The following is a 12567-nucleotide window of genomic DNA, read 5'->3' as shown; positions in this document are numbered from 1 at the left end:
CCAAGTCCGGTTTTCCTTGCAGCGCGGGCCTCGGCTCACGATATTCAAAGCCTGCGACCGGAGAAGCCTCTCCGGCCAATCGGAGAAAGTTCGTCGCCATGAGCGATTTCAACAACGGTTACGCCCGTCCTCTGCCGCAGACGGCCGACATGTCGGTCGACGCCGGCCTGCGCAGCTTTATGCTGGGCGTCTACAACAAGCTGGCTCTGGGCCTCGTGGTCGCCGGCGCCTTGGCCTATGTCACCGGCAATGTGCCGGCGGTGCAGCAGCTGCTGTTCGTCCAGACTGCGGACGGCCGGATCGGCCTGACGATCCTGGGCATGATCGTCCAGTTTTCGCCGCTGGTGATGCTGTTCGGCTCGATGTTCTTCATGAAGAACCCGACGGCCAGCGGCGTGAACATGCTCTACTGGGCCGTGGTCGCCACGATCGGCGCGGGCCTGGGCATTCTGTTCCTGCGCTATACGGGCGGTTCGTTGGCCACCACCTTCCTGGTGACGGCGGCGGCCTTCGGCGGTCTGAGCCTGGTGGGCTACACCACCAAGAAGGACCTGACCGGCATGGGCACCTTCCTGATCATGGGCGTGATCGGCCTGATCATCGCCTCGATCGTGAACATGTTCCTGCAGTCCGGGACCTTCTATCTGATCATCTCGGGCCTGGGCGTGCTGATCTTCTCGGGCCTGATCGCCTACGACACCCAGCGTTTGAAGATGACCTACTACGCCTTGGGCGGCGACCAGAACGCGATGGGCGTAGCGACCGGCTTCGGCGCTCTGAGCCTGTTCATCAACTTCGTGAACCTGTTCCAATTCCTGCTGGCCTTCATGGGCGGCAACCGGAACTAGGGTCTGTCGAAAGACGGATACGGAAAGGGCCCCTCGCGGGGCCCTTTTTGTTTTTACTCCACCACTTGGAACTTTCGGCCGTCGAAGACGCGCAGCACCTGGGCCAGATCGCGGCCGCGTTTCAGGATCTGGCCGCCTTCGCCGATGACGGCCCACTGGCCCTGGCGGGTCTGGAGGGCAGGTCGCTTTTCAATGCGGTAGAGCGGGGCGTCGCCGCTGCGGCGAAAGACGGCGAACTCGGCGAAGTCCTTATGCCCGACCATGGCGTAGTCGCGCCATTCGCCCTGCGCGACCATGCGGCCATAGACCCTGAGGATCGGGTCCAGTTCGCGGCGGTCGAAGAAGACGGGGCCGGGCGCCGGCGTCGTGTCGTGAGGGTTCAGGCTCATAGGCTCAACTTAGGCCGCTGGCGGCCCCACGCCAGAGGCGGCCAGGAAATCGACGCAGACACGAAATGGCCCCGTTTCGGTCCTTCGCCCGCCCGTATGCGGAACGAAATATCGACCATCGGCTCGTCGGAGTTCGGAAGCGTCCCGGATCCTGAACAGCCCCCCCAGCCCCCCTGGATGTTTCCAGTTTACGGGCTCCGGCGGCCGATGCTTCCTCCAAGCGAGCGCCCGCCCTGCCTTTCCCCTCCCCCTCCCTGGCAAGGCGGGCGTTTCGCTGTCTGGAGCCTGCCAGCAGCGAAACGTCGGCGTTTGATCCCGCCTAGAGCGACAGGGTCAGGTTCAGGGCCTCTCCGTTTCTGAGCACGGTCGCTTCGACCGATCCCGAGGCGCCCTGCAGGGCGGTGGCGGCCGCGCGAGCGTCGGCGACGGGCGCGCCTGCGATGGCGGTAATCACATCGCCGGCCGTCAGTTCGGCCTGAGCGGCGGGCGAGCCGGCCGCGACGGCCGTGACCTGGGCGCCGCCGTCCTGGTCTCGCAGCGTCGCCCCATAGGCCAGCACCGACTGGGCCCCAACGATCACGGGCTGATCAGCGGGTGTCTCGACCGCCAGCGACGTGGTCGCTTCGCGTCCTCCGCGCAGATAGGAGACGCTGAGATCCGAGCCCGGCGCGGCGATGCCGATGGTGGCGTTGACCGAGCCGGCGTTGGCGACGGGGCGGCCCTGGATCCGGGTGATCACGTCGTTATGGCGCAGGCCCGCGCGTTCGGCTGGCGATCCCGGCGCGACATCGGCGACGACGGCCCCACGCACGATGCCCAGATGAAGGTCGCGCGCGCGTTCGGCGTTCAGCGAGCCGAAGATGGCCCCGGTCGCGCCGCGCTTGACCTCGCCGTTCTTCTTCAGTTGGTCGGCGACGTAGAGCATGATCCGCGTCGGCACGGCGAAGGCGATGCCGTCATTGCCGCCGCCGAGGCCTCCTGACAGGATCGAGGTGTTGATGCCGATCAGCCGGCCCCGGCTATCCAGCAACGGCCCGCCGGAGTTGCCCGAGTTCACGGCCGCGTCGGTCTGGATGTAGTCCTCGACCGCATCGCCCAAGCCTGAGCGGTTCAGGCCCGAGATGACGCCCATGGTCAGGGTCTGGTCCAGGCCCAGCGGATAGCCGACCGCGAAGGCCAGGTCGCCGGTGCGCAGGGTGTCGGAATCCACCGTCTGGACCTGTTTGAGGTTCAGCGGCCGACCGTCAGGCGTGATGCGAAGCACGGCGATGTCGGTCGCCTTGTCCGCCCCCACGAGCACAGCGTCGAACAGGCGGCCGTCCGTCAGATCGACGGTGAACTTTCGCCCGCCCTCGACGACGTGATTATTGGTGATCACCAGCCCCTCGGCCGCATCGACGATGACGCCGGAGCCGGAGGCGTAGGGTTTGGGGTCGGCCGCGTCCGAACTTGGACCACGCGACTGGCCCAGGGTCGTGACCTGAACCACCGCCGGAAGCGAGCCCTCGAGCCCCGACGAGAAGCTGAAGACGCCGCGCCGGGCGTCATAGGGCAGGCCTGCCGCGCCCGATTGCGCCAGCACCGGCGTCGCTGAGGCCAGCAGGGCCAGGGCGACGGCCATGGAAGAGGCGGGCGAAAGGCGGATCGGCATGGGCATTTCCTTGATCGAACGCCGACCCTAGACCGAGTTTTCGTTTCTGACGATGGGTCTGAAGCGAGCGGGTCGCGCGTCGGTCACGTCCAATGAACAGATCGCGATGGGGGTTGCGTCGCCGGCCGTCCGGCGTGACCATAAGGCGACGAAGCAGGGAAGGCCGCCGCCATGAGCCAGACGACGATCGACCGCCGCCGTTCGGGCTCGACCCCGTTCGACCGCCTGTTCCGCGACCACCCGCGCGAGGTCGACGAGACTTATCTCCAGCACATGGCCGCTTCGGCGGGTTTCGGCTTCAAGCTTTTGGGTTTGGCGGGCGCCGCGTTCGCCCACGCGATCGTGCCGGGCGTGCACAAGACCACCGTCTCGACCGCGATCCGCAGCATGGCCAAGGACATGGGCGGTCGGGCCGAGGAGGCGCGCGAGACCCGGATGCGCGACGCCGGCGTCTGGGACGTGGGCCTCTAGGCGGTCGAGTCCGCCCGGCCATGCAATCGCCGGGATCCGTGCTATATAGGCCGGCTAAACCTCACGCAGGATCGCCACCTTGAGCATCACGCTCGATCTTTCGCGCGTCTCGAACGCGCCCGCCGTCAAGGCGCCCGTCAACCTCAGCGGTCTGACGCGCGCCGGCCTGCGCCAGGCCCTGATCGACGCCAACGTCTGTCCGCCCGAAAAGGCCAAGATGCGCGCCAGCCAGGTGTGGAGCTGGATCCACCACTATGGAGTGACCGAGTTTTCGGCCATGAGCAATGTCGCCAAGGACATGCAGGCCAAGCTGGCCGAGCATTTCACCCTGGCGCGCCCCGAGGTCGTCGAACGCCAGGTGTCCAAGGACGGCACGCGCAAATGGCTCATCCGCACCGCGCCGGGCATCGAGATCGAGACCGTCTATATTCCCGACGTGGGCCGGGCCGGCGCGCTGTGCGTGTCCAGCCAGGTCGGCTGCACCCTGAACTGCACCTTCTGCCACACCGGCACACAGAAGCTGGTGCGCAACCTGACCGCCGCCGAGATCGTGGCCCAGGTCCAGGTCGCCCGCGACGATCTGGAGGAATGGCCGTCGCCCAAGGAAGACCGTCGCCTGTCCAACATCGTCTTCATGGGGATGGGCGAGCCGCTCTACAATCTGGATCACGTCGCCGACGCCATCGACATCATCTCGGACAACGAGGGCATCGCCCTGTCGCGCCGCCGGATCACCGTGTCGACCTCGGGCGTCGTGCCGCAGCTTCAGGCCTTGGGCGACCGAACGGCGGCCATGCTGGCCATCAGCCTGCACGCCACCAACGACGCCCTGCGCGACGTGCTGGTGCCACTGAACAAGAAGTACCCGCTGGACCAGCTGATGGCGGCGATCCGGGCCTATCCGGGCCTGTCGAACGCGCGACGTGTGACGTTCGAATACGTCATGCTGAAGGGCGTCAACGACAGCCCCGAAGAGGCGCGCGCCTTGCTGAAGCTGATCGAGGGCATTCCGGCCAAGATCAATCTGATCCCGTTCAACCCCTGGCCCGGCGTCGAATACGAATGCTCGGACTGGAAGACGATCGAGCGCTTCGCCGCCATCCTGAACAAGGCCGGATACGCGTCACCCATCCGCACCCCCCGCGGCCGCGACATCCTGGCCGCCTGCGGCCAGCTTAAGTCCGAGAGCGAGAAGGTCCGGGCCAGCACGCTCAGGAAGGCGGAGCAGGCGGCGGGGGCGGAAGCGGCATAGGCATCTGTTCTGCGACGATCCGAAAGATTAGCGCCCCGATAGCGCCAGCCATTGGCGCTGGCAAAACCGCCAATGGTCCCAAGGCTCCAAAGATCATTACGGCCATTAGTCCTGAGAGCACGGCCCCTGCGGCAGCGAGGGCCAACGGTCCCGCCCGGCCTACGCGCCTGAGGATCAGGTAGGTCGGTACGCCGACACAGAAGCTTCCCAAGAGGAAGACTCCAAGGATGATAGGGAAGAGGTGTAGAAGGATGGCGACGGCAACGAGGCCGTCGCTGAACGCCATCAGCACACCTTGGCGAAGACCAACGACTGTCCCAGCCATACCCGTAAAAAAGACATAGGCGAAGCTTGCTGCGAAAGCCGCCAGCATGGCTGCAGCGGCGATAGTGGCCACGCGCGTGATGGTTTGCTGGATCGCCAGTGCCGTCATGAAGCTCCTCCGTCGCATGAATGGATGGGTTATGGGTTGAACTCCTGCAATGGTTCTCCACAACCTTCGGACACATAATGTCACGCAGTGTGTCCCCGGCGCGCTTGCGGATTGGGGCGACAATCGGGCAAGGCGTCTGGGCATGGACCCCTCCTTGTCGAACGTCCTTTCCAGCGCCGAGGTTCAGGCTTTCGCCTCGGGCTTCCCGGTCATGGTGATGCACCTGATCGTGACCCTGCTGCTGCTCGCGGCGGGGGCGACGGTCTATGCGCTGCTGACGCCGTGGAAGGAGGTCGCCCTGATCCGTCAGGGCAATGTCGCCGCCGCCATCGCCTTCGCCGGCATTCTGGTGGGGTTGGCCGTGCCGCTGGCGGTATCGCTGTCGGTGTCGACCTCGGTGCGTGACATCGCCATCTGGGGCGTGGCGACCGTGGTGCTGCAGCTTCTGGCCTTCCGGGTCGTGGACCTGCTGCTGACGGGCCTGCCCGAGCGGATCCGCCACGGCGAGATTTCGGCGGCGGTGGTGCTGCTGGGCGCCAAGCTGGCGACGGCCGTCATCCTGTCCGCCGCGCTGACCGGCTGATCGGCCGGAGCGATGCAGTTTCCCCGCCTGCCGGACTGGGCCATCTATGGAGCGGTGGCGGCCGTGTTTCTGGCGGTGTCCCTGGGGCGACGCGAGAACGCCGATGCGCCGCCGGTCGCGGAGGCCGGCGCCGATGTCGCCGAGGGCGCGCTGCTAGGCCCCATCACCCCCTTTGACGCCGCCGTAACCGTCGATGCGGGCGAGGCGCCGTTCAAGCCGTCGTCGGGCACGGCCTTCTCCATCGCAGGACGAGGGCGCTGGGTGACGGCGCGCCATGTTGTCGAGGGGTGCCGCAAGCCGGCGCTGGTGGTCGGCGAGGGGCGGGCGGTCGCAGCCGACGTCCGTCTGGCGCCGCGCGCCGACGTCGCCTTGCTGATCACCGACGGCGGTCCCGCAGCGCTGCCGGTGGCGGTCGAGGCGCCGCTGCGCAAGGGTCAGCGCGCCTTCCATCCGGGCTTTCCTCAGGGGCGTCCCGGCGAGGTGACATCACGCCTGCTGGGGCGCGAGACGCTGAAGGTCTTCGGGCGCGGCGCGCGCGACGAGCCGGTGCTGTCCTGGGCCGAGGTCGGACGCACCAATGGGCTTGAGGGCACATTGTCGGGCCTGTCCGGCGCGCCGGCCCTGGATGCGCAGGGCCGCGTCGTGGGCGTCACCATCGCCGAGGCGCCGAGGCGGGGCCGGATCTATACGACGGCGCCGGAGACGTTCGGGCCGGCCATTCGCGGCGAACAGACGCCAGCCGACGATGCGCGCGGCCAGACCATCACGACCGAGGATTACGGCCAGGTAGCCAACCGGCTGAGGCGCGACCTGCGCGTGGCCCAGGTGGTGTGTCTGTCGGTCTAGCGGACGGAAGTTGCACCCGACGAAAAGGGTGCAATGGCGTGCAATTCGGCGCCAAGAGGCGGAAATCGCAGAGATAAATCTGCGCTCGAATTGAACGCGTGCAATTGTCGAGGCCGGTCGGACCCGACCTTGAGAGTCAAGGACTCGGCGTGGGGATCGCGATGTCAAAGATCAGGGATGGATCATATCCCCGTTCGACGCCTGTATGGGTGATTGTCGACGGCGGCCCGAAAGTCCCTGAAAAGAGACGACTTCGGTCCTGAAAATAGGACGGCTGGCGGCCGACCCCCTCCTTCGCCGCCAGGGGAAGAAGGGGGCTTGCCGATCCGGCCTTACTTCAGCGAGCCGGTGTTCAGGTTCAGGTCGCCCGCCTCGATGACTTCGAGATTGGGGTGTTTGGCGCGCAGATCGTCCAGGAACTTCGAGCCGTCGCCGACGATGACCAGGCTGGCGCGGTTGACCGGCAGGTGTTCGGCGAAGGCGGCCTCGACCTGTTCCGGCGTGACGGCGCGAACACGGCCGGCGTAGTCGGCGAGGTCGCTCATCGGCAGATCATAGAGCGCCAGGTTGGCGACCAGGGCGCCCAGGCCGTCCACCGTCTCCAGCGAGCGGCCGAAGCCGCCGATCAGGGTGGCGCGGCGCGGGGCCAGATCGGCCTGGGTCGGGGTCTCGGTTCCCAGCTTGGCGATCTCGGCCAGGATCAGATCGGCGACCTCGTCGGCGGTCTCGTTCTTGGTCTGGGTCGAGGCCGTGAACAGGCCCGCATCCGCCCGTGCGCCCAGCGACGACGAGGCGCCGTAGGACAGACCGCGCTTGATGCGGATCTCTTGGTTCAGGCGCGACGAGAAGCCGCCGCCCAACAGGGTGTTGCCGACCGTCAGCGGGAAGAAGTCCGCATCGGTGCGCGACACGCCGCGAACGGCGGCGACGACCGCAGCCTGACCGGCGCCCGGCTGGTTCACCACGACGATGCGCGGCGCCAGGGGCTGACCGGCCGGATTGGTCGCAGCGGCCGGGGCCGCGCCGGCCGGGCGCCAGTCGCCGAACGCCTGTTGCGCCAGGGCGCGGGCGGCGGCCGGCGTAATGTCGCCCGAGAAGACCAGGGTCGCGTCCGACGGCCGGTAGCGGGCGGCGTGGAATGCGGCGACGTCGGCCGCCGTGATGGCCGGAACCGTCTGCTGGGTGATCGTCGCGCCGTAGGGGGCGTCGCCGTAGATGACGCGGCCGACCGTCATGCCGGCGATGGACGCCGGCTGGCTGAGGGCGACGCGCAGGCCGTCCAGGGTCTGGGCCTGCTGACGTTCAAGCTCTTCGCCGGCGAAGGTCGGGTTCTTCACCAGATCCGCCATCAGGGCGACGGTCGCCGGGAAGGCGTTCGACGGCGCGTTGGCGTAGACGTTCGAGAAATCGACCCCGGCCGATGCGCCCACGCTGGCGCCCAACTGTTCGATCTGGGTGGCGATTTCGGGCGCGGTTTTGGTCTTGGTGCCCTGGGTCAGAAGGGCGGCGGTCATGGCGGCGACGCCGGCCTTGCCCGTCGGATCATCCGACGAACCGGCGTCGAAGCTGAGGCGGGCCGAGACCAGCGGCACGCCGTCGGTCGGGGCGACCAGGACGCGCAGGCCGTTATCGAGGCGGAAGTCGGCGACGGTCGGCGTCACGGGTGCGACCTCGGCGCCCGGCTGGGGCAGGGGCTTGCGCTCCGCCTCGGGCAGGAGGACGGCGGGCGGGCCGGCGGGGGCCAGGTCGGCGACCTTCACGGGGGCGTCCACGTTCATCTTCTGGACCGAGGCGGGGTTCTGGTCGTCGGCGGCCAGGAAGGTGATCGTCGACTGGCGCTGCGGCGTCAGATATTTGCGGGCGACGCGCTGAATGTCGGCGACGGTGACGGCCTGGATCTGGGCGACCTCTTCGTCGGCGGCGGCGGCCGAGCCGGTGTTGATCAGCGAGAAGCCCAGGGCCGTCGCGCGGTCGTCGACCGTTTCGCGGCTGCGCAGCGTATTGGCGACGATCTCGTTCTTGGCCTCGGCCAGTTCAGCGGCGCTGACAGGCGTGTCGCGCAGCTTGCCTATCTCCTCGTTCAGGGCGGCGATGCCTTCCTCGGCCGTGTGACCTTGGGCCATGATGGCCAGGGCGGACAGATTGCCGGCCTGCTGAGAGAAGTCGGGGGTCGAACCGATCTGGGCCGCGATCTGCTTGTCATAGACAAGCGAGCGATACAGGCGGCTGGATTCGCCAGTGGACAGGATGCCGTCCAGAACGGTCAGGGCGGCGCGGTCGGCATCAGCGTATTTCACCGTCGGCCAGGCGACGACGGCGGCCGGCAGCGGCACGTTCGGCGCATAGTAGGTCACGTTGCGCGGACCCGTCGGCTCGGGCTCGACGACATTGTTGGTCGGGATCGGCGTGGTCGGATTCTTCAGCGGGCCGAAATACTGATCCACCCAGCGGTCAAGTTGAGCCTGGTCGAAGTTGCCGGCCACGATAAGATAGGCGGCATCGGGACGATAATAGGTGGCGTGGAAGCGGCGAACGTCCTCCAGGGACGAGGCCTCCAGCTCCTCGATCGAGCCGATGCCCGGACGGCGATAGGGGCTGTCCTGATAGATGGTCTCGGGCACGAACAGGCCGAACAGGCGGCCGTAGGGGTTGGCGAGGATTCGCTGGCGATATTCCTCCTTCACCACGTCGCGCTCGGCGACGAAGGTCGGCTCGTCCACGACCAGCGAACCCATGCGGTCGGCCTCGGCGAACAGCATCCGCTCCAGATGGTTTGCGGGCACGGTCTCGAAATAGGCGGTGGTGTCGTCGGCGGTGAAGGCGTTGTTGGAGCCGCCCACGTCCTCGGTCAGCCGGTCGAAGGTTTCGGGCGGCAGGTTGGTGGTCGACTTGAACATCAGGTGTTCGAACAGGTGGGCGAAGCCCGAACGGCCGGCTGGATCGTCCTTGGAGCCGACCTTGTACCAGACCTGGACCGTGACGTTCGAAGTGTCGGCGTCACGCGCCGAATAGACCTCCAGCCCGTTCGCCAGAACGCGCTTGGTGAAGCCCAGCGGCGGCACGGTCACGCCCTGCGGCGCCTGCCCCGTCGATTGAGCGGCGGCTGCGGCGGGCGCGGCGCCCTCTGCGAAGGCGGGGGCGGCGAGGCCGAGAAGGAGGGCCGAGGCGGCAGCTGTGGCGATCAGGCGGGATTTCATGAGAGGCTCCGAAGCCCGGAACGCCGGGCGCCGAGACCGTATCAGCGATTGGGCGTCTTGCACCTTACCGAGATGTAATGAAGCGCAAGGAGCGCAGGTCGTTCATGGACAAATCCCCGGCGGCGATCTATTCGCCCAATGTCGCATGTCAGCGGCGACCCCCTGCCGAGGATGCGTGCCGAGACGAGCGAAAGCGACTTCTGTCTCCGACGAAAAAATCGCGGTCTGGGCCTTCGTCCTGCAAAATATGGTTACTCCGCCCGCCGTACTTTACGGCAGTTGGGCGGCCGCCGGGCTGATCCTGGCGGCTCTCGGGCAGCCGTGGGTGGGGCTGGGGTTCGCCCTGGTCGGCATGGCGTTCGACGCTTGGGCCCAGGGGCGCGTCAAGCGATACCAGAAGACCGACGCGCCCGCCGCGGGCTGGCCCCCGCTGCTGATGGCCATCGTGGCGATTCGGTTCGCCCTGGGGGTGTCCGGGCCGCTGATCGCCTGGCTGATGAACCCCCGCGCCGATGTGATGCTGGTGGTGGTGCTGATCCAGGTCTGGTCAATCGGTGTGGCTTTCGTTCAGTTCAGCGCGGCGCCTCGGCTGCTGGCGCTGGCGGCGGCGCCGATCTGCGCGACCGTGCTGGTCGTGATCTATCCCTCGCTAATCGGGCCGCACGGCCTGGCGGTGGCGGCGGCCTTCGTCATGTTGGCGACGATCCTGTTCATCATCTCGCGCGCGACCCACGCCCTGTGGTGCGATCTGTTCGCGGCGGACCAGCGCAACAAGGCGTTGCTGATGGACGTGCAGGCGGCGCATGAGGCGGCCGTGCTGGACCGCGACGCCGCCCGATGCGCGCGTCAGGAGGCGGACGAGGCCAATGCCGCCAAGTCCCGTTTCCTGGCCAATATGAGCCATGAGATCCGCACCCCTCTGAACGGCGTCATCGGCATGGCGCAGATCATGGCGGGCGACGCGCTGGAGGATCGGCAGAAGGCGCGACTGGAGATCCTGGACCGTTCGGCCCACACCCTGCTGGACCTGATCAACCAGATCCTGGACCTGTCGCGGATCGAGGAGGGGCGGCTGGAGATCGTGCCGCAGCCCATCGATGCGGACGCCCTGGTCCACGAGGTCACAGAGACTCTGCGGCCCTTGGCCGAAAGCAAGGACCTGGCCTTCCACGTCGTGTCGCCGGGCCTGGGCTGGGTCAGCGCCGATCCGGTCCGGCTGCGCCAGATCCTGTTCAACCTGCTGTCCAACGCCATCAAGTTCACGACACAGGGGCAGGTGGCGTTGAATGTCGCGTTGACGGACGCCGGGGCGGTGTTCCGCGTGTCGGACACGGGGCGGGGCATACCGGCGGACCAGATCGGGCAGCTCTTCACGCGCTTCGCCCAGATCGAGGCGGCGGCCGTCGACCGGCGCGACGGGGCCGGGCTGGGCCTTTCGATCGTGGCGACCCTGGTGGAGCTGATGGGCGGCCGGATCGAGGTGGAGAGCGAGGCGGGCGAAGGGGCGACCTTCGTCGTCACGCTGCCGCTGACGCCGGCGCAACCTGTGAAGGCCAGCGAAGATGCGCCGGACGCCGAGCCGGAGAGGGCGCTGCGGGTGCTGGTCGCCGAGGATCACCCGGTCAATCAGCAGGTGATCCGCGGCCTTCTGGGCCAGGTCGGGATCGAGGTCGAGATCGTCGACGACGGTCTTCAGGCGGTCGAAGCGACGCAAACGCGCGACTGGGATCTGATCCTGATGGATGTGCAGATGCCGAACATGGACGGTCCGACGGCGACACGGACGATCCGGCAAGGCGAGGCCGACCAGGGGCTGGTCCGCACGCCGATCATCGCCCTGACGGCCAATGCGATGGTGGAGCAGGTCGAGAGCTATCTGGCGGCGGGCATGGATGCGGTGGTCAGCAAGCCTGTCGATCTAAAGGTTCTGCTGACCGCCATTTCCGACGTGATGTCCGCAAAGACCTAGCCGCGGAAGACCTGGACGCCGATCTCGCCGGCGGGCGTCAGCCAGGCGTGCTTCATGCCCTGGCTGTTGAAGGGGGCGGCGATGTTTCCGGCGGCGTCCAGGGCGATCATGCCGCCGTCGCCGCCCATCTGACCGATCTCGTCGATGACGGCTTGGGTCGCCTCGGCCAGCGACTGGCCGGCGGCGACGCGCCAGGCGACTTGGGCGGAGGCGGCGACGCGGATGAAATATTCCCCCTGGCCGGTGCAGGAGGTTGCGGCGTGGGCGTCGGCCCAGGTTCCGGCGGCGGGGATCGGCGTGTCGCCGACCCGGCCCGGCATCTTGCCGAACACGCCGGCGGTCGAGGTGGCGGCGGCGAGACGGCCCTGGCTGTCCAGCACGCAGGCGCCGACAGTGCCGTGGCTGAGCGTGCCGGGTGGATGGTTGTCCTCGCCCTTGCCCGCGCCGGTGAACCAGGCGGCCTCGTCAGCGATGGGCTCCAGCCCCTGGTCGTGGGCGAACAGGCCAGCGCCTTCGCCCGCCAGCATGATATGCGGCGTCTTCTCCATCACTGCGCGCGCGGCGATGACGGGATTGCGGAAGCCCTGAAGTGCGGCGACGGCGCCGGCGCGTTTCGTCGATCCGTCCATGATGCTGGCGTCCAGCTCATAGGCGCCGGCAAGATTGGGCGAGGCGCCCTTGCCCGCGACGTAAAGACCGGAATCCTCCAGCATGACGACGGCGGCGGTGGCCACGTCCAGGGCGCTGTCGCCCGCCTCCAGCCGAACCTTCATGGCCTCGACCACCTGGCGCATATGCACGACCTCGGCGTCGTAGTTGCGTTCGCGCCGGGCGCCGGCGCCGCCGTGGAGGATGAGGGCGGTCATGTCGTCTTCCTGAGCCTTGTCTTCATCGCCTCTTTCAAACGGGCGTGGCGCTCTTTAGCGTC

At 67.7% G+C, this 12567-nt stretch carries 11 protein-coding genes; 6 read left to right on the top strand and 5 right to left on the bottom strand.

The features are described from left to right. Window positions 1-98: 98 nt before the first annotated feature. Window positions 99-848, top strand: coding sequence for a Bax inhibitor-1/YccA family protein (locus tag BVE01S_RS14615; protein ID WP_066629107.1), 750 nt, complete (start codon window positions 99-101; stop codon window positions 846-848). Window positions 849-901: 53 nt separating this feature from the next. Here the strand turns inward: BVE01S_RS14615 and BVE01S_RS14610 are convergent, their stop codons facing one another. Together BVE01S_RS14610 and BVE01S_RS14605 are read right to left on the bottom strand one after the other, a co-directional pair. Then, entirely contained in the window at window positions 902-1237 is a 336-nt protein-coding gene (locus BVE01S_RS14610; protein ID WP_055807234.1) for a DUF2794 domain-containing protein, read from the bottom strand. 319 nt (window positions 1238-1556) lie between these two features. After that, a complete protein-coding gene (locus BVE01S_RS14605) occupies window positions 1557-2888 on the bottom strand; it encodes a trypsin-like peptidase domain-containing protein (RefSeq protein WP_205678543.1) in 1332 nt (443 codons plus the stop codon). A 171-nt stretch (window positions 2889-3059) separates the two neighbouring features. On the opposite strand from BVE01S_RS14605, the gene BVE01S_RS14600 reads away from it, so the two are divergent. Both BVE01S_RS14600 and rlmN read left to right on the top strand, forming a co-directional pair. Then, entirely contained in the window at window positions 3060-3359 is a 300-nt protein-coding gene (locus BVE01S_RS14600) for a DUF6356 family protein (protein WP_066629105.1), read from the top strand. A 79-nt stretch (window positions 3360-3438) separates the two neighbouring features. Beyond that, entirely contained in the window at window positions 3439-4611 is a 1173-nt protein-coding gene (gene rlmN, locus BVE01S_RS14595; RefSeq protein ID WP_066629102.1) for a dual-specificity RNA methyltransferase RlmN, read from the top strand. On the opposite strand, the gene BVE01S_RS14590 is transcribed toward rlmN, so the two are convergent. Then, window positions 4571-5044 carry a hypothetical protein gene (locus tag BVE01S_RS14590; RefSeq protein ID WP_105625182.1) on the bottom strand — a complete coding sequence of 158 codons (474 nt, stop codon included), beginning with the start codon at window positions 5042-5044 and terminating at the stop codon, window positions 4571-4573. The genes rlmN and BVE01S_RS14590 overlap by 41 nt on opposite strands. Before the next feature lie 142 nt (window positions 5045-5186). Here BVE01S_RS14590 and BVE01S_RS14585 point away from each other — a divergent pair, with 142 nt between their 5' ends. Together BVE01S_RS14585 and BVE01S_RS14580 are read left to right on the top strand one after the other, a co-directional pair. Next, window positions 5187-5627, top strand: a complete 441-nt coding sequence (locus tag BVE01S_RS14585; protein WP_017506264.1) for a DUF350 domain-containing protein — start codon at window positions 5187-5189, stop codon at window positions 5625-5627. Between the two features lie 12 nt (window positions 5628-5639). Then, window positions 5640-6473: a S1 family peptidase gene (locus tag BVE01S_RS14580; protein WP_066629098.1), complete on the top strand. Its 834-nt coding sequence runs from the start codon at window positions 5640-5642 to the stop codon at window positions 6471-6473. Window positions 6474-6805: 332 nt separating this feature from the next. On the opposite strand, the gene BVE01S_RS14575 is transcribed toward BVE01S_RS14580, so the two are convergent. Then, window positions 6806-9670 carry a M16 family metallopeptidase gene (locus tag BVE01S_RS14575; protein WP_066629091.1) on the bottom strand — a complete coding sequence of 955 codons (2865 nt, stop codon included), beginning with the start codon at window positions 9668-9670 and terminating at the stop codon, window positions 6806-6808. A 247-nt stretch (window positions 9671-9917) separates the two neighbouring features. On the opposite strand from BVE01S_RS14575, the gene BVE01S_RS14570 reads away from it, so the two are divergent. After that, the gene (locus BVE01S_RS14570; RefSeq protein WP_066629089.1) at window positions 9918-11639 is read left to right on the top strand and encodes an ATP-binding protein; all 1722 of its coding nucleotides are present in this window, start codon (window positions 9918-9920) and stop codon (window positions 11637-11639) included. Here the strand turns inward: BVE01S_RS14570 and BVE01S_RS14565 are convergent. Then, on the bottom strand, window positions 11636-12505 hold the full coding sequence (locus BVE01S_RS14565; RefSeq protein WP_066629087.1) for an isoaspartyl peptidase/L-asparaginase family protein: 870 nt from the start codon (window positions 12503-12505) through the stop codon (window positions 11636-11638). The genes BVE01S_RS14570 and BVE01S_RS14565 overlap by 4 nt on opposite strands. Window positions 12506-12567: the final 62 nt, after the last annotated feature.

Source organism: Brevundimonas vesicularis NBRC 12165 (assembly GCF_001592205.1).
Lineage (GTDB): Bacteria > Pseudomonadota > Alphaproteobacteria > Caulobacterales > Caulobacteraceae > Brevundimonas > Brevundimonas vesicularis.
Note: the sequence above shows the minus strand (reverse complement) of the source record. Positions and strands in the feature narration are given on the sequence as shown.